This is a genomic window from Kribbella voronezhensis (assembly GCF_004365175.1).
Taxonomy (GTDB): domain Bacteria; phylum Actinomycetota; class Actinomycetes; order Propionibacteriales; family Kribbellaceae; genus Kribbella; species Kribbella voronezhensis.
This window is the reverse complement of the sequence record NZ_SOCE01000001.1, coordinates 2173489-2190398: the sequence shown is the minus strand read 5'-3', so window position 1 is coordinate 2190398 and position 16910 is coordinate 2173489. Positions and strand designations below refer to the sequence as shown.

Here is a 16910-nt window from a genome sequence, read left to right as displayed (position 1 = left end):
TCTCTTGCGAGTGAGCCGATGACGGTCGCGCAGCCCGCGGCCGAGGCGATCGAGGAGGGCCCCGCCCGGCACGGCGTACTGCGGTATGCCGCCGCCAAGGTGGGTGGGGCCCTGCTCAGCATCGCCATGGTGATCGTCGCGACGTTCTTCGCCTTCCGCCTGCTGCCGGGCGATCCGGTTCGGGCGCTGGCACAGGGACGCAACATGACGCCGGAGCAACTCGACCTCGAGCGGCACCGGCTCGGCCTGGACAAGTCGCTGCCCGAGCAGTTCGTCCATTTCGTCAACCAGACGGTGCATTTCGACCTCGGCGTCTCCTACGAGTACAAGCGGGCGGTGGTCGACCTGATCGGCGAGCGGATCGGGTCGACGCTGCTGCTCACCGGTACCGCGCTGGTGATGGCGGTCAGCCTTGGGATCTGGCAAGGCGCCCGGGCCGGCTGGCGGCCGGGGAGCCGGTTCGACAAGATCTCCACCGGGATCTCGCTGGTGCTCTGGTCGGTCCCGACGTTCTGGCTCGGGCTGCTGCTGTTGATGGTGTTCGCGGCCGGGATCGGGCCGATCCCGGGGATCTTCCCGACGCGGGGGATCGAGAGTGTGGATGCGCCGTCGGGCTTCGGCTATGTGCTCGATGTCGCGAAGCACATGGTGTTGCCGTGCCTGACGATGGTGGCCGTGGTGTACGCGCAGTATCTGCTGGTGATGCGGTCGTCGGTGATCGACGAGGTGGGGCAGGACTACGTGACGACGGCGCGGGCGAAGGGATTGCGCGACGACGAGATCCGCCGGCGGCACGCAGTACCGAATGCTCTGCTGCCGACGGTGACGCTGGTGTTCATGCGAATCGGCTTCGTGGTCGGCGGTGCCGTCACGGTCGAGGCGATCTTCAGTTGGCCGGGGCTCGGGCAGTTGTTCTACGAGGCGATCCGGGTGCCGGACTTCACGTTGATGCAGGGCACCTTCCTGTTGATCACCGTGTCCGTCATCTTGATGAACACCCTGGCCGACGTCGTCTATCACCTTCTCGACCCGCGGGTGAGGTCGGCATGAGCATCGCGTGGACCCGCAGACGCCTTGCATTCGGACGGTTCTGGGCCTCCTTCCGGACCCACAAGGCCGGTGTGGCCGGCCTGATCGTACTGGTGGTCGCCGTGCTGCTGGCGTTGGTCGCGCCGCTGTTCATCGACGCCGGAGTGACGAACGTGGTCAGCGGAACCGGCGCGAAGCTGGCGCCACCGAATCTGGACGACCCGCTCGGCACCGACGAGTCGGGGCGGTCGATCCTGCTGATGATCTGGTGGGGATCGCGGACCTCGTTGCTGATCGGATTCCTGGCGGCCCTGCTCAGCATGGTGATCGGCACGGTGTTCGGGATCGCCGCCGGCCATTTCCGCGGCTGGATCGGCGCGATCGTCATGCGGATCACCGACTGGTTCCTGGTGCTGCCATCGCTGGTGACCGCGCTCGTGCTGGCAGCGATCCTGGGCGGCAGCACGCTGACGATCATCGCCGCGATCGGCGTCACCTCCTGGCCGTCGACGGCCCGGCTCATCCGCGCGCAGACGTTGGCGGTGGAGGCGCGCCCGTACATCGAACGCTCACAGGCTCTGGGCGGCGGCCACTGGCACATCACCACCCGGCATGTGCTGCCGAACGTCGCACCGTTGCTCCTGGCAAGTACGACGCTGGAGGTGGCGAGCGCGATCGTCACGGAGTCGACCCTGGCGTTCCTCGGCGTCAGCGCGAACAAGACCTCCTGGGGAACGATGCTCCGCGGCTCGTACGACTGGGGCGCGGCGACCTCGGGTGCGTGGTGGTACATCCTCGTCCCGGGTCTGTGCATCGTCACCGTCGTGATGGCGTTCACGCTCTGCGGCCGGGCGCTGGAGACTGTGCTGAACCCGCGACTCCGGAGGGCGGTCTGATGAGTCTGCTCGAGGTGGACCACCTGTCCGTCACCTATCGGATCGCGTCGGGCGACGTACCCGCGGTACGGGGTGTGTCGTTGTCGCTGGAGGCCGGTGAGGCGGTCGGGATCGTGGGCGAGTCGGGTTCGGGGAAGTCGACGCTGGCGATGGCGTTGCTGCGGTTGCTGCCGAAGGATGCCCGGACCGAAGGACGCATCCTGCTCGGTGGCGAGGACGTCCTGGCGATGAAGTGGGGACGGTTGCGCGCGGTGCGATGGGCCGAGGCGTCGATCGTGTTCCAGGGTGCGCAGCACGGGCTCAACCCGGTGCAGCGGATCGGTGACCAGATCGCGGAACCCCTGCTCGTGCACAAACTCGCCACGCCTGAGAAGGCCCGCCTGCGGGTCGTGGAGTTGCTCGAACAGGTCGGACTCCCGGCCTGGCGTGCCCGCAGCTATCCGCACGAAGTGTCCGGTGGCCAACGGCAACGGGTGATGATCGCGATGGCACTCGCTTGCGAACCGCAGTTGATCATCGCCGACGAGCCGACCACCGCGCTCGACCTGATGGTGCAGGCGCAGGTGCTGACCTTGATCAAGGACCTGATCGCGTCGCAGGGGATCTCGTTGCTGATGATCTCGCACGACCTGTCCGTGCTGGCCGACACCTGCGACCGGCTGGCGGTCATGTACGCCGGACGCGTGGTGGAGACCGGTCCTTCGAGTGGCACCTTCCGGCACCCTTACAGCCAGGCGCTCGCGGCGGCTTTCCCGACGGTCGGCGATCCCGCCTCTCGCCTCGCGCCGCAAGGCCTCGGCGGCGATCCGCCGGATCCGCAGCGGCTCCCGTCCGGCTGCGTGTTCCATCCGCGTTGCCCGGTGGCGCTCGACACCTGCTCGACCGTCGACATCGACCTCCGCCCTGCGGGCGACCGGCGTACGGCGGCCTGTGTGCTGGTTCTGGAGGAGTCTTGCTAACGGCAACCGATCTGCGAGTGGAGTTCGCCTCGCGCGGCCGACCCGCCGCTCGCGCGGTGGACGGCGTCAACCTGGCGGTCGGCGCCGGCGAGATCGTCGCCCTGGTCGGCGAGTCCGGCTGCGGCAAGACGACCCTGGCCCGCACACTGCTCGGGCTCGAACGCCCGACCGCCGGCACCGTCTCGTACGACGGAACCCCGTTGTCGTACCGGGCCAGGGCGCTCAAGGCCTATCGCCGCGAGGTACAACTCGTCCTGCAGGACCCGATGGGTTCGCTCAATCCGCGCCAGACCGTCTACGAGGCCGTTGCCGAAGGTCCCCGCATCCACGGCCTTCCCGATGAGGAGAAGGTGGTCGCCGAAGCCCTTTCCCGCGCCGGTCTGCGCCCACCGGAACGCTTCTTCCTGCGGTACCCGCACGAGCTCTCCGGTGGCCAACGGCAACGAGTCGTGATCGCCGGCGCACTCGCGCTCGATCCGAAGGTGCTGATCGCCGACGAGCCGGTCGCCTCGCTCGACGCCTCCGTCCGCGGCGAGATCCTGGCCCTGCTGCTCCGCCTCCGCGACGACCTCGGCCTGTCGGCGCTGGTCGTCACCCACGACCTCGGCCTCGCCTGGAACATCGCCGACCGGGTAGCCGTCATGTACCTCGGCCGCATCGTCGAGTCCGGCCCCACCGAAGAGATCCTGCGAGCCCCCCAGCACCCCTACACCCAGGCGCTCCTCTCGGTCCTCCCGGAGTCACCGGAACGCATCGTCCTCACCGGCGAACCCCCGGACCCCACTCGAATCCCCACCGGCTGCCGCTTCCACCCCCGCTGCCAGGTAGTTGCCGCCGGCAACCCAATAGCCACCACGTGTCAAACTACCCTCCTGCCCGTTCTCCCAGCCGTCCCCGAACCCCAGTCGGCCTGCCACCTGACGCCTTAGAGTCGGCCGGCCTTCTTCAAGGCTAGGTAGGTGTCGGCGAGGGCTGGGGCGATGTGGTCCGGGTTCTCGTCGACGACTGTGACGCCGGCTCGGGTCAGGACGGCGGTGACGCGTTCGCGGTCGAGGCGGGTTCGGGCGGCTGAGGCGGCGCCGTAGATCTCGATCAGGTCGGCGTGGGATTCTTCCATCTCCGTGAGGCGAGGATCGGCGACGGAGGCCAGTACGACGACGTGCCGGCGCAGGAGCGGGCCGATGACGGGCAGCAGGGACTCCTCGATGACGGCGGGGTCCAAGCCGGTCAGCAGTACTACGAGCGAGCGCTGGCCGAGCCGTTCCAGGACCTGCGAGACGACGACCCGGAAGTCGGTCTGCACGAGCTCGGCGTCCACGTTCGCCAAGGCGTTCACGAACGACGGCAGGACGTCCTCCGGAGCGGGCCGTCGTACGTCGGCGCGTACCTCGGAATCGCAAGCCAGCAACGAGACCCGGTCGCCCGCCCGGGTCGCCAGAGCGGCCAGCAGAAGCGCGGCATCCATGGCGTGATCGAGACGGGGTGCGTCGCCGACCCGGCCGGCCGACATCCGGCCGGAGTCGATCACGATCGCGACCTGCCGATCGCGCTCGGGACGCCAAGTACGCAGTACGACGTTGCCGCGTCGGGCGGTGGCTCGCCAGTCGATGCTGCGCACGTCGTCGCCCGGCACGTAGTCGCGCAGCGAGTCGAACTCGGTGCCCTGACCCCTTACCAGCAAGGCGGTTCGGCCGTCGAGCTCACGCAGCCGGGCCAGCCGCGACGGCAGGTGCTTGCGCGACTTGAACGGCGGCAGCGCCCGCACGGTCCACGGCACGTTGTGCGAACCCTGCCGTCCCGCGAAGCCGAGCGGCCCGATCGACCGCACAGTCACCCTGTACGCCTGCCTGTCCCCACGCCGCGTCGGCACCAGATGCGTCGTCAGCCGACGCCGCTCACCGGTAGGCAGGTCCAGCTGATGCGGCGCATCCTGTACTCCGGCCGAAGGCGGCCAAGCGTCCCGCAGCAACCCCTTGACCCGCCGCCGCGGATTGGCGACCAGCAACGTCACCACGGCCTGCTCACCAAGCCGTACTGCGGTATCGCCCTCGCGGCTCAGCTGGAGCCGCCGTGGCGATCCAGCAAGCAGTATGTCGACCAAGCACACCAGCACAACGACGGCAACCACTACGCCGACGCCCGCCCACCGTGGCATCAGCAGCGCGACGAAGACCACGCCCGCCGCAGCCAGCGCACCAGCCCGCCCGGTGACAACCATCAGCCCACCATCACCGGGGGACCGGCACAGTAGCCAGCACGCTCTCCAGTACGGCGTCCGCCGTGACCCCTTCCAGCTCTGCTTCAGGACGGATCTGCACTCGATGCCGCAGGCAAGGACGCGCCATCGCCTTGACGTCGTCGGGAATCACGTAATCCCGTCCCGACAACCACGCCCACGCACGAGCAACCGCCAGCAACGCAGTAGCGCCACGCGGCGACACCCCGAGCTGCAACGACGGCGACTGCCGCGTAGCCCGGCACAGGTCCACCACGTACGCGAGCACATCGTCGCGTACTGCGACCCGCCGCACCGCCGCCTGTCCGGCCAGCAGGTCCTCCGGACCGGCGACCGGACGCAACCCGGCAGCCACCAGATCGCGCGGATCGAACCCTCTTGCGTGCCGGGCCAGTACGGCGATCTCCGCATCCCGCGGCGGGATGTCCAGCGTCACCTTGAGCAGGAACCGGTCCAACTGTGCCTCGGGCAACGGATACGTGCCCTCGTACTCGATCGGGTTCTGCGTCGCGGCGACCACGAACGGCGACGGCAGCTTGCGCGGCGTACCGTCCACGGTGACCTGGCGTTCCTCCATCGCCTCCAGCAGCGCGGCCTGGGTCTTCGGTGGCGTCCGGTTGATCTCGTCCGCGAGCAGGATGTTGGTGAAGACCGGACCCTGGCGGAACTCGAACTCACTGGTCTTCGCGTCGTACACCAGCGAGCCGGTCACGTCACCGGGCATCAGGTCCGGCGTGAACTGGACCCGCTTGGTGTCCAGCCGCATCGCCATCGACAGCGCCCGCACCATCAGCGTCTTCGCCGTACCGGGGACGCCCTCCAGCAGGACATGACCACGACACAGCAGCGCCAGCACCAGGGCGGTGACGGCCGTGTCCTGACCGACCACTGCCTTGCCGATCTCGGTCCGCAGCTCGACCAGGGCCTGCCGAGCCCGCTCCGGAGTCACCTCGGCAGTGGTGGAATCAGCACTTGACGCTGACTGTGCAGTCACGGGCGTCTTACCTCCTGGGTCAGCAGGTCGAGCTCTTGGGACAGGGACATGAGGGCGGCGTCGTCGACCGGTGGCCAACCGTAGAGCAGTTCGTACAGCATCGCCGGATCGCGACCGGTGCGGGCGGCAACAGTCGTGACCACTGCCGCGGGTTCGGCACGTCGGGGGATGCCGTGCGCCTTGTGCAGCTTGCCGATCGCCGACTCGCGCAGCGCCGCGGCAGCACGGTCTCTGGCACGGGAGCGCCGGTAGAGCCGCGCTCTGCCTTCCGTGGTCTCCGCTGCGTGGACAATGACCGGGAGTCGTTCGGCGACGACCGGACCGAGCCGGCGGCCACGCCACAGCGCTACGACGAACACGGCGAAGGCGAGCGCCCAGGCGACGTACCGGACGTCCGGTGGGATCAGTGGCTTGCCGCCGTCGTTCTCGTCGCCGGAGGCGTTGGAGGACTCGTACTGAGGGACGTACCAGACGAGTTCCAGATGCGTGCCGAGCAGGTTCAGCGCGAGCGCGGCGTTGCCGTCCGTGGCCAGCTCCGCATTGGTGAACGATCGTGGCGAGCCGATGACATCGACGATCCGGCCCTCGGTCTCGAGCCGGATGACGGTGTGGTTGATCCCGTCGCCGTAGCAGGCCTGAGCGGAGTCGGGCGCGGAGTACGACGTACCCGACACCGTTGCAGTACCGGACTGAACGGCTGCCTTCAGGTCGCAGTCCGGCGCGCGGCTGCCCTTCGGCAGTCCGAGGGAAACGTCCTGTACTCCGGGCGCCAGCACCTCGAGTGCGCGGGCACTCGGCCGTAGCAGGACCACGTGGCTCCACCGGGCGTCGGCGATCCGCTGCCAGTCGGAGCGACTCAGTGAACCGCCGGGCGCGACCAGTAGCGTCCGGTCGCTTCCAGCACCGACAGCATCCCGTAGTTCCTCCGTGCCGACCACGTTCACACCGTGGTTCTCCAGCAGGCTTGCCAAGGCTCTGGCGCCCGTCGGCTCTGCCGAGTCCGGGCTGAACGGTCCCGAGGTCCGTGCCGCGGTGGCGATCAGGACGACGAGCACACCCAGCACGACGACGCAGGTGATGAGCAGCGGCAGCCGTAGTACCCGCCAGCTCTCGGCACCGCTACGCCCGACGGCGGTGGTCGCACTCATCCCTGGACCAGCATTCGTGTGGAGACCTTGCGAGCCGCCTCGTCCGCGGCGACCACGAGCGCGTACCGCTCCGGCGTACCAGGACGGTTGCCGTAGACAACCTCTGTGAAGACCAGCGCTGCCGGTTGCAGTACGTCCCGCAGAGCCGGTACGGCGCGTCCCGCGTCCGCGACAGCCTCGTACGCCGTCCGGCCGGCGCGTTCGTCCAGCACCGTGCGCTCGGTGAGCTCCGCGACGCAAGCACGGAACCGGCTTCGGACAGCGGCCGCGTAGTTGCCGGCGGCAGCTTCTTGTTCAGCCTGGGAGCGGTAGGCGGACGCAGTACGGGGCTTGTCGGTGTCGAAGACCGTCCGCGGCGTACTGCGTGTCGTACGGAGGACTCCGGCACGCCACAGGACCACGATGACGATCAGGGCGACCAGCGCGACGAGCAGGATCAGGCCAACGTGGCCGTCGGACGAGTTGCCGGCCATGTTGCCGAGCAGGTCGCCAATCCAGTCCAGCACCTTGCCGACGATCCGTGCCACCAGCGAGTCGCCCGCTTGGCCGTAGACCGGCTTGGACAGCTCCTTGGCGGCCTCTGCGGCCGCGTCGCCGCGGCTGATGTCCACCGGCGGCTCCAGCCGCATCAACGGGTCCAGTTCCATCAGGGCCTCACCAGCTCGGTTCGGTCGGCTGTGTGGGCGGCTTGAGGACCGGACGCAACCAGAGGTCGAGTCCCTCGCGCCGCACCCGGAGGTCGAGGTAGATCAGTGCCTGCACGGCAGAGATGAAGGAAAGGCTGGCGATCAGCGTCAGTACGGTGGCGGTGCCGGCAGCGGCTCCCACAGCGAGAGCGATGATGCCGGCGCTGGTGCTGTCGCTGTCGGACGTCCAGGAACCGAGAGTGAAGAACAAGGTGACGACGCCGTACTGCACTGCGTAGCTGACGATGTTCACCACCACACCGGCGAACAGCAGGATGCCGAAGACGCGCCAGAACCGGCCTCGCACCAGCTGCCAGGACCGCTTCAGCGAACCCCAGACGCCGACCCGGGCCGGGACGTACAGGCCGATGTCCGGGGCGTGCTTGCCTTCCAGCAGGACGACCGTGCCGGCCAGGATCAGCCGGAGCCCGACGATCAACGTGAGCAGACCGCCGCCCAGGATCAACACGACCGCGATGAATCCGGCCGCCTCCGAGGACAGGACGGCGTCCGTCCCCGAGCCGATCCCGAAGACCGCCAGCCCCCAGCCGGCGATCAGCAGCACGGCCGAGAACGACTGCAGTACGCCGACCACGGCCAGGGCCGGCAAGGACGGCCGCACCAGCCGCAGCAGCTCCTTCGGCCCGACCCGGTGCGCCAGCTGACTGCGCACCGCGGCCAGCGCGATGATCCCGGCCATCATGCTGGAGACCATCGTGAACAGCACCAGCTGCACGGCGTACATGAGCAGCATCGCCGCTCCGGCCTGCTCCAGCGGAGCCTCGGCGCCGAAGAAGCCGCTGATGCCGCCGGGCACGGTCAGCTGGGTCAGCAGCGCCTGGACGGCCGTCAGGCCGATCCCGGCGAGCACCGGCAGGCCCAGCATGATCGCCTTGTTCTCGGAGATGGTCCGGGCCGCGTTGTCGAGCAGATCGGCGGGCAGCCAGGGCCGCAACGGCTCGCCCGAGCCCTCGCGGACGCCGATGTCGTCGCGCATGCCGTGCCTCCTCCCCGAACCCGCCGGGTTGTCGCTGACCACGGCTGTGTACCTTCCGGGGACCATGATCACAGCCCGGGCGGTCCAAACCGGCCGTCAACTGGTGCCCGTCCGGCGATCCGGCGTGTGCACTACCCGGGGAATGGGACACTATCCGTAGTGCGTACGACCGGCAGCCGCCGGGCGCGCTACCATCCGGACCGGCAAGGAGCAGGGCGTGGCTGAAGGTAATCGGACGATGCGGGGCCGAGTCCTCATCGTCGACGACGACACGGCGTTGTCCGAGATGCTCAGCATCGTGCTGCGCAACGAGGGCTACGACACCTATCTGGTCGCCACCGGCGACAAGGCGGTGCCGGCCTTCCGTGAGTTCAAGCCCGATCTGCTGCTGCTCGACCTGATGCTGCCGGGGATGGACGGGATCGACGTCTGCCGGGCGATCCGGGCCGAGTCCGGCGTACCGATCGTGATGCTGACCGCGAAGAGCGACACCGTCGACGTGGTGCTGGCCTGGAGTCCGGCGCCGACGACTACGTGGTGAAGCCGTTCAAGCCCAAGGAGCTGGTGGCCCGGATCCGGGCCCGGCTGCGCCGGATGGACGAGCCCGGCCCGGAGTCGCTGACGATCGGCGACCTGACCATCGACGTGGCCGGCCACTCGGTGAAGCGCAGCGGCGAGACGATCCAGCTCACGCCGCTGGAGTTCGACCTGCTGGTCTGCCTGGCCTCCAAGCCCTGGCAGGTGTTCACCCGTGAGGTGCTGCTCGAGCAGGTCTGGGGCTACCGGCACGCGGCCGACACCCGGCTGGTGAACGTGCACGTCCAGCGGCTGCGGTCCAAGATCGAGAAGGATCCCGAGCACCCCGAGATCGTCGTGACGGTCCGCGGTGTCGGCTACAAGGCGGGTGCGGACTGATCGAGTACGGCCGCGACGAGGCGTCGCAGGCGGAGAAGCCGGACCACGAACCGGAACCCCGCGGAACCGAGATCGAGCTCACCGCCGCCGGGGTGGACTGGCACGCCCAGCCGCAGCCGCTGTGGCGGACGCCGATCAGGCACTGGCCGGACGTCTGGCGCCGGTCGATCCAGGCCCGGATCGTCACCGGCACCCTGCTGATGTCGACCGTCGTGCTGATCCTGGTCGGCTGGGTGATGATGAGCCAGGTCACCGACGGGGTGCTGGAGTCGCGCCGGACCAGCGCCCAGCAGGAGGCGGTCGCCCAGCTCGCGTCGCTGTCCAACTCGATCAACGCGGCCGACCCGGCGGCCATCCCGCAGAACCTGTCCCAGCTCGTCCTCGGCTCCAACCGGGCCGGCCTGTACGACGTGGTGCTGATGCCGACCGCCTCGACCGGGTCCAACGCGATCCGGACCACCGGCCTGGTCAAGAGCGAGTCGATCCCGGACTCGCTGAAGGCCAGCGTGGCCGTAGACGACTCGAAGCTGTACGACACCTACACGCGGATCGACTACGACGGCGAGGCGAGTCAGCCCGGTCTCGCGATCGGCGCGCAACTGCGGGTGAACTCGACCGGTGAGCACTACGAGGTGTACTTCCTGTTCCCGCTGACGGCCCAGCAGCAGACCCTCGACGTGGTCCAGCGGGCCCTCGTCACGGCCGGTCTGCTGCTGATCCTGCTGCTCGGTGCGGTCGCCTGGCTGGTCACCCGCCAGGTGGTCACCCCGGTCCGGATGGCCCGGCGGATCGCCGAGCGGCTCGCGGCCGGCAAGCTGGAGGAGCGGATGCAGGTCCGTGGTACCGACGACCTGGCCCGGCTCGCGGTCTCCTTCAACAAGATGGCCAGCAACCTGCAGCAGCAGATCCGCCGGCTGGAGGAGCTGTCGCGGCTGCAGCGCCGGTTCGTCTCCGACGTGTCGCACGAGCTCCGGACGCCGCTCACCACGGTCCGGATGGCGGCCGACCTGCTGCACGAGGCCAAAGACGACTTCGACCCGATGACCCGGCGCTCGATCGAGCTGCTGCAGAACGAGCTCAACCGGTTCGAGGAACTGCTCGCCGACCTGCTCGAGATCAGCCGGTTCGACGCCGGCGCGGCCGCGCTCGACCTGGAGGACATCGACCTGCGCGACATCGTCGCCCGGGTGCTGGAGAACCACGAGACCCTGCTGCACCGCAAGGGCTGCGAGATCCAGCTCGACATGCCCGAGCCGTGCCGCGCGCAGGTCGACTCGCGCCGGATCGAGCGGATCCTGCGCAACCTGATCGGCAACGCGATCGAGCACAGCGAGGGCGCCCCGATCAAGATCAGTACGGCGTTCGACGACGAGGCCGCGGCCGTCGCGGTCCGCGACCACGGCATCGGCTTCCGGGCCGACGAGGCGGAGATGGTGTTCAGCCGGTTCTGGCGGGCCGACCCGGCCCGCGCCCGCACGACCGGCGGTACCGGGCTCGGGCTGTCGATCGCGCTGGAGGACGCCAGGCTGCACGGCGGCCGGCTGGACGCTTGGGGATCACCGGGTGAAGGTGCGTACTTCCGGCTCACGCTGCCGCGCCGGCCGGACGTCAGCCTGTCGGGATCGCCGTTGCCTGCACGACCGGCAGATGCTCCCCGGGTCGTGTCGGAGCTGTCGCTGGTCGACGTCGGAGCGCCGTACCAGAAGCTGACCGGGGGTGACGACCTGTGAGAACGAAGCTGCTGGCGATCGCGGTCGCCGCGTCCGTAGTACTGGCCGGCTGCTCGACCGTGCCGACCAAGGGGCCGATCAGGAGCGGCAGCCAGGCCGGACTGGCGCCTCCGCAGGCGGGTGTCAACGTCAAGGCCAATCCGCCGCGGCCGAACACGCCTCCGCTGGCGCTCGTGAACGGCTATCTCGAGGCGATGTCGGACTCGAGCAACTTCGACCAGGCGCGCCAGTACATGACGCCCGAGGCAGCGGCCGCCTGGAAGCCCGAGTCGAAGCTGTCCGTCTACGACCAGAGTTCCGCCAATGCGGTCAGCCTGCTGTCCAACGGCTCGGTCGAGCTCAAGGCGCGGTTGATCGGGTCCATCGACGACCGCGGCTCCTGGACGCCCGCAAAACAAGGCGAGTCCGTCGACGTCGTGTTCCGGCTGGCCGACGTCGACGGGCAGAAGCGCGTGTCCAACGCACCCGACGGGGCGTATCTGGGCAGCAACCAGTTCGAGTCGCGGCTGACGGCCCGCTCGCTGTACTTCCTGACGCCCGACCGTCAGACGCTGGTGCCGGACCCGGTCTTCCTGCCGATCAACCTGCCGCCGGGACAGGCCGCCACCCAGCTCATCCAGGAACTGCTGAAAGGCCCGACGAGCCGACTGGCCGGCGGCGTGGTCACCGCTGCTCCACCGGGCACGCAGGTGAACGTGTCGGTGCCGGTGGAGCTCACGACCGCCACTGTCGCCCTCAGCGACGCGGCGCAGGTGCTCGGCGACCAGGAGCGCCACCAGCTCGCGGCCCAGATCCTGTGGACCTTGCGGAACGTCAGCCCCCGGGTCCGGATCACCGTTGGCGGTGCGCCGCTGCTCGACGACCAGCCGGACGTGCTGTCCATCGGCAGCTTCAGCCAGTACGACCCGGCTGCCTCCAGTCCGCAGCTGAAGGAGCTCTACGGCCTGCGGGCCGGCAAGGTGCAGCACATCACCGGCCTGGACGGCGCGAAGGACATCGCCGCGGTGCCGCTCAACGACAGCCTGCTGTACGAGAACACCGCCGAATCGCTGGCGGTGAACCTGCGCGGGGACGCCGGGGCGATCGTGGTCCGGAACCAGCCGCTGGTGGCGTACGCCCGGCTGGACGCCACCGACAAGGCCGACAAACTGATCACGATCAAGACCTCCGGGAAGGTGCTCCGGCCGAGCTACGACTACCAGGAGAACCTCTGGATCCTGGACCGGGCCGAGTCCGCGAACCCCCGGCTCCGGGTCCGCAACCGGGACGGCAAGCTCAGCGACGTGGTCACCGACTTCCACGGTGACACCCCGGTCGCCCTGCGGATGGCACCGGACGGTGTCCGGGCACTGCTGATGATGCGGAAGGCGTCGACCGGCCAGAACTACGTCGAGACCGCCACGGTCCAGCTGAACGACGCCAAGCAGCCGAAGCTCGGTGGGTTCCGCCCGCTTGAGCTGCCACTCACCAACATCACCGACGTCTCCTGGAACCAGTCCGGCATCCTGGTCGCCGGCCGCTCCAGCCCGAACGCGCTGGCGCAGCCCTGGCAGGTCAACACCGACGGCTCCCAGACCCACCTGCTGCCGGGCGCCAGCACCGAGTTCGCGACCAAGTTGATCGCCTCGAACCCGAGCGCCGACACCTTCCCGGTCGTCGAGGACACCTCCGGCGCGCTGCACTGGCAACTGAAAGACCTCAGCTGGCAGATGGACGACGAAACCAGCAAAACCCCGTACATCGTCCCGGTCTACCCAGGCTGAGCCCTAGCCGGCCCGAACACCCTCGCCGCCGGCTGCGCGGGCGGGGCCGGCGGTGAGCGGCCGCGGGGTGGATCGGCCGGGCTGTCCACAGGGGTGGTCGGGGGCGGTTGCGGGTGGAGGGGGCGATCGCGCAGGGTTGTCGGGGTGGGGTTGCGGGATGCGTTCGTGGATCTCGTGCTCGGTGGGGTGTGCGCGGGTTGCGGAGTGCCCGGGGCGGCGGTGTGTGGGGAGTGCCGGGCGGAGTTGAGCGCTGCGGTGCCGTTCACGGCGTGGCCCGACCCGGTGCCCGCGGGACTGCCGGTGCCGACCGCGACAGCGCCGTACGCCGGTGCGTTGCGGAAGGTGATCCTCGCGCACAAGGAGGACGGGCACTACGCGCTCGCCCGTCCGCTCGGCGACGTCCTCGCCGGCGCTGTGCGAGCGGCGCTCGGCGCGAGGCGGGCCGCATGGCTCTGCCCGGTCCCGTCGGCACGGACCGCAGTACGGAAACGAGGACACGATCCGCTGCGGCGGCTGGTGTCGTCTGCTGCGCGGGAGCTGCGCCGAGACGGGTACGACGTCCGGTTGGCGGACGCACTGACCGTCGTACGGCGTCCCGCGGACCAGGCCGGCCTGTCCGCAGAGGAGCGCGCGGCCAACCTCGCCGGCGCTTTCGCGGCCCGTTCGCGCTGGGCTGAAAGGCTGACGGATCAACCGGTCCTGCTCGTCGACGACGTCCTGACAACCGGATCCACGCTCGTGGAGGCGGCGCGCGCCTTGTCGCTGCGGGGAATTCCGGTGCTCGGCTGCGCGGTCGTTGCCGCGACACCCCGACGCACGGCATCCGGTTCATGAGAACTTCCCTACCGGTTTTCGCCGAAGCCGACTAGCGTTGGGTCATGACACCCGCTTGGGCTTGTCGGACAGGGATGTGGGCGAGGACCGGATCAGCCGGAATCCTCACCACGGAGTCCGACGGGCCACACAGCGGGTGTTGTCGTTTCGGGCGCCCGACCGAAGGTAACGGGGGTCCGGAGACGTAACAGAGTCGCCGATCGATGGAGGTTTCCGTGGACGTCGTTGTCAAGGGTCATCACTGCGAGGTCAGTGACCGCTTCCGGCAGTACGTCGAGGAAAAACTCGAGCGGATCGAGAAGGTCGATCACCGGGTACTGCGATGCGAGGTAGAAGTCAGTCAGGAAAAGAACCCGCGACAGCACGATCGGGCGATGCGAGTCGAGCTCACCATGTACACCAAGGGCCCGGTGGTCCGGGCGGAAGCATGTGGTGAGACCAAGCAGGCGGCGTTCGACGTCAGCCTGGACCGGCTGCGGGCCCAGGTCCGCAAGGCCGCCGACCGTCGCCGGGTGCACACCGGTCAGCACGCCCCCGAGGGCCTGCGCCACGTCGCCGCCAAGCAGGCGCCCAACGGCCACGCGCCGGTGGTCGAGGAAGAGACCGCCGACGACGCGGTCGTCACCCAGAAGTTCGGCTCGCTGACGGTGACCGGGGACGGGCCGCTGGTGATGCGCGAGAAGACCCACACCGCGAAGCCGATGTCGCTGGACCAGGCGCTCTACGAGCTGGAACTGGTCGGGCACGACTTCTACTTGTTCGTCGACGCCGACGAGAACCAACCGAGCGTCGTCTACCGCCGCCGTGGCTACGACTACGGCGTGATCCGGCTGGCCGTCTGACCCCGGAGCAGTACTTGGGAGGAGCCGCAACACAAGAGAGGCCCGGACCCCGGTCCGGGCCTCTCTCGTACACCCAACCCCGTCCCTGCTCCTGCGTCGCTGCTCCCACCCACCCCAAGCACGCGGCTCCTGCGTTGCCGCTTGGTGCTGCGCTGTCGGCGTGCTGGGCTTGTGCGCCGCCCCGGCGCCCGTCTTGCGTGCTGGATCCCACCCACCCTCAAGCGGCTCCGGCGTCGCCGCTTGCTGTGCCGGGAGCGTGCCCGGCTTGTGGGCCCGGTCGCTGCGGTCAGCTCGCTCGTGCCCCGGTACAAACGAGGCGACGGGCGACTGACCACCCACGAGTACTCGAGCGACAGAGCAGCGAAGCGGAGTGCCCGGTCCGTCGTACCGGCTCTCGCGGCTGCTGCGTGACAGTGTTGTCATCCGCGCCGGAAGGTGTTCCGGGCGGTCGGAGACGAGCGTAGGTTTCCAGCGTTCCGAAGGATCGTTCCTGGTTCCGGAAGCAGAACGCCATGCCTCGCCACAGAATCTCCGCCCGTGTTCAGGGTCCGGCCGCACGACTGGCCTGGTTCCTGGTGTACCTGGGGGTGCTGCTGGTACCGCTGCTGCTCACGTGGACCGTGGTGGGGTCACCCGGCACCGCGCCGGGCGAAGCGATCGCGCTCAGCGCAGGACTGGTCTCCTTCTCCGCGCTCGTGGTGGCGGTCGCACTGCCGGCCCGGCTGCCCCGGCTGATCGCGACCTTCGGCATCGAGACCGTGCTGGCGATCCACCGGCTGATCGCGATCGTCGCGGTCGCTCTGGTGCTCCTCCATGCCGCGGCGGTCCTGGTGGTCGATCCCAGGGGCTTCAGCATCCTCGACCTGCGCCTGACCACCTGGGCGGCGCGGGCGGCCATCACCTCCACCGCGGCCCTGCTGCTGGTGGTGCTGCTCGCGATCCGGCGGCCCCGCAGACTCCCGCGGTACGAGGGCTGGCGGTTGCTCCACAACGGGCTGGTCGCGATCGTCGTGGTGACCGCGTGGCTACATGTCTGGTGGCTGGGCCACCTCGTCAGCCATCCGCTGCTGGCGGCATGGTTCGTCGGCTCCGGTCTGCTGCTGGCCGCGCTGGCGGCCCGGCGCTGGATCCTGCTGCCGATCCGGGCCCGCAAATACGCGTACGTCGTGGAGACGGTCCGCCCGGTGCCAGGGGACGGGGTGACCCTGACGATCCTGGCCGACGGTCATGCCGGGCTGCCGTTCGACGCCGGTCAGTTCGCCTGGCTGAAGATCGGGTCGACCCCGTTCGTCTTCGAGGAGCATCCGTTCAGCATCGCCTCCACCGCCGAGCATCCGGAGCGGATCGAGTTCACGATCAAGGCGCTGGGCGACTTCACGGAGTTGCTGGGCGCCCTGCGGCCCGGTCGCAGGGTCTTCCTCGACGGCCCGTACGGCGGGTTCACGATCGAGGGGTACGACGACGTACCGGGCTTCGTGCTGATCGCGGCCGGCGTCGGTATCACGCCGTTGCTCAGCATGCTCCGGACTCTGGCGGATCGCGGTGACCGCCGCAGACACCGCCTGATCGTCGCCGCTCGCACCGAGGACCAACTGATGCTCAGGCCCGAGATCGGGCAACTGCGCACCCGGTTGAACCTCAAGGTCGTCGAAGTGCTGAGCCGGCCGGCCGCGGACTGGACCGGCGAGACCGGCCGGATCGACGGGAGGCTGCTCGGCCGGTACCTGCCGCGGCGGCCGCACCGGCTGCACTACTTCATCTGTGGCCCGCCGTCCATGGTCGGTGCCGTGAGCACCGAACTGGCCGAGCTCGGAGTGCCCTTGCGAAAGATCCACACCGAGCGGTTCGGCGCCGTCTGACCGTCCGGAGCCGAAGAGGAAG

General features: G+C 69.2%; 14 protein-coding genes and 1 pseudogene. 10 read left to right on the top strand and 5 right to left on the bottom strand.

The window, feature by feature from the left end; all coding sequences use genetic code 11:
- Positions 1-18 precede the first annotated feature (18 nt).
- The 4 genes from EV138_RS09845 to EV138_RS09830 are packed head-to-tail and all read left to right on the top strand — an operon-like array spanning position 19 to position 3813.
- Positions 19-1050 (top strand): ABC transporter permease, encoded by a 1032-nt coding sequence (locus tag EV138_RS09845; RefSeq protein WP_133978073.1) that lies wholly within the window; start codon positions 19-21, stop codon positions 1048-1050.
- Entirely contained in the window at positions 1047-1925 is an 879-nt protein-coding gene (locus EV138_RS09840; RefSeq protein ID WP_133978072.1) for an ABC transporter permease, read from the top strand. Before EV138_RS09845 ends, EV138_RS09840 begins: the two co-directional genes overlap by 4 nt.
- Positions 1925-2884 carry an ABC transporter ATP-binding protein gene (locus tag EV138_RS09835; RefSeq protein WP_133978071.1) on the top strand — a complete coding sequence of 320 codons (960 nt, stop codon included), beginning with the start codon at positions 1925-1927 and terminating at the stop codon, positions 2882-2884. The genes EV138_RS09840 and EV138_RS09835 overlap by 1 nt, the downstream gene beginning before the upstream one ends.
- Complete coding sequence (locus EV138_RS09830; protein ID WP_133978070.1) at positions 2878-3813, top strand: ABC transporter ATP-binding protein; 936 nt, start codon at positions 2878-2880, stop codon at positions 3811-3813. Before EV138_RS09835 ends, EV138_RS09830 begins: the two co-directional genes overlap by 7 nt.
- Here the strand turns inward: EV138_RS09830 and EV138_RS09825 are convergent.
- The 5 genes from EV138_RS09825 to EV138_RS09805 are packed head-to-tail and all read right to left on the bottom strand — an operon-like array spanning position 3810 to position 8945.
- Complete coding sequence (locus EV138_RS09825; protein WP_133978069.1) at positions 3810-5102, bottom strand: DUF58 domain-containing protein; 1293 nt, start codon at positions 5100-5102, stop codon at positions 3810-3812. The genes EV138_RS09830 and EV138_RS09825 overlap by 4 nt on opposite strands.
- Positions 5103-5112: 10 nt before the next feature.
- A complete protein-coding gene (locus EV138_RS09820; RefSeq protein WP_133978068.1) occupies positions 5113-6114 on the bottom strand; it encodes an AAA family ATPase in 1002 nt (333 codons plus the stop codon).
- Positions 6111-7262, bottom strand: a complete 1152-nt coding sequence (locus EV138_RS09815) for a DUF4350 domain-containing protein (protein ID WP_133978067.1) — start codon at positions 7260-7262, stop codon at positions 6111-6113. The genes EV138_RS09820 and EV138_RS09815 overlap by 4 nt, the downstream gene beginning before the upstream one ends.
- On the bottom strand, positions 7259-7909 hold the full coding sequence (locus EV138_RS09810) for a DUF4129 domain-containing protein (RefSeq protein ID WP_238158046.1): 651 nt from the start codon (positions 7907-7909) through the stop codon (positions 7259-7261). Before EV138_RS09810 ends, EV138_RS09815 begins: the two co-directional genes overlap by 4 nt.
- A gap of 7 nt (positions 7910-7916) precedes the next feature.
- Positions 7917-8945 (bottom strand): hypothetical protein, encoded by a 1029-nt coding sequence (locus EV138_RS09805; protein WP_133978066.1) that lies wholly within the window; start codon positions 8943-8945, stop codon positions 7917-7919.
- Between the two features lie 238 nt (positions 8946-9183).
- On the opposite strand from EV138_RS09805, the pseudogene mtrA reads away from it, so the two are divergent.
- From mtrA to EV138_RS09775, 6 genes and pseudogenes are all read left to right on the top strand, one after another.
- Positions 9184-9860, top strand: a pseudogene (mtrA, locus tag EV138_RS09800) (MtrAB system response regulator MtrA).
- Between the two features lie 92 nt (positions 9861-9952).
- On the top strand, positions 9953-11590 hold the full coding sequence (gene mtrB, locus EV138_RS09795) for an MtrAB system histidine kinase MtrB (protein ID WP_133978065.1): 1638 nt from the start codon (positions 9953-9955) through the stop codon (positions 11588-11590).
- Positions 11587-13353 carry an LpqB family beta-propeller domain-containing protein gene (locus EV138_RS09790; protein WP_133978064.1) on the top strand — a complete coding sequence of 589 codons (1767 nt, stop codon included), beginning with the start codon at positions 11587-11589 and terminating at the stop codon, positions 13351-13353. Before mtrB ends, EV138_RS09790 begins: the two co-directional genes overlap by 4 nt.
- Positions 13354-13497: 144 nt before the next feature.
- The gene (locus EV138_RS09785; RefSeq protein WP_166678542.1) at positions 13498-14187 is read left to right on the top strand and encodes a ComF family protein; all 690 of its coding nucleotides are present in this window, start codon (positions 13498-13500) and stop codon (positions 14185-14187) included.
- A 215-nt stretch (positions 14188-14402) separates the two neighbouring features.
- Positions 14403-15029 (top strand): ribosome hibernation-promoting factor, HPF/YfiA family, encoded by a 627-nt coding sequence (gene hpf, locus EV138_RS09780; protein WP_198676314.1) that lies wholly within the window; start codon positions 14403-14405, stop codon positions 15027-15029.
- 512 nt (positions 15030-15541) lie between these two features.
- The gene (locus EV138_RS09775; protein WP_133978063.1) at positions 15542-16888 is read left to right on the top strand and encodes a ferredoxin reductase family protein; all 1347 of its coding nucleotides are present in this window, start codon (positions 15542-15544) and stop codon (positions 16886-16888) included.
- Positions 16889-16910 lie beyond the last annotated feature (22 nt).

Bases quoted from the DNA above. Each gene is read 5' to 3' on its own strand.
- EV138_RS09845 (WP_133978073.1), top strand. From the start codon at position 19: ATGACGGTCGCGCAGCCCGCGGCCGAGGCGATCGAGGAGGGCCCCGCC.
- EV138_RS09840 (WP_133978072.1), top strand. From the start codon at position 1,047: ATGAGCATCGCGTGGACCCGCAGACGCCTTGCATTCGGACGGTTCTGG.
- EV138_RS09835 (WP_133978071.1), top strand. From the start codon at position 1,925: ATGAGTCTGCTCGAGGTGGACCACCTGTCCGTCACCTATCGGATCGCG.
- EV138_RS09825 (WP_133978069.1), bottom strand. From the start codon at position 5,102: ATGGTTGTCACCGGGCGGGCTGGTGCGCTGGCTGCGGCGGGCGTGGTC.
- EV138_RS09815 (WP_133978067.1), bottom strand. From the start codon at position 7,262: ATGAGTGCGACCACCGCCGTCGGGCGTAGCGGTGCCGAGAGCTGGCGG.
- EV138_RS09810 (WP_238158046.1), bottom strand. From the start codon at position 7,909: ATGGAACTGGACCCGTTGATGCGGCTGGAGCCGCCGGTGGACATCAGC.
- EV138_RS09805 (WP_133978066.1), bottom strand. From the start codon at position 8,945: ATGCGCGACGACATCGGCGTCCGCGAGGGCTCGGGCGAGCCGTTGCGG.
- EV138_RS09775 (WP_133978063.1), top strand. From the start codon at position 15,542: ATGCCTCGCCACAGAATCTCCGCCCGTGTTCAGGGTCCGGCCGCACGA.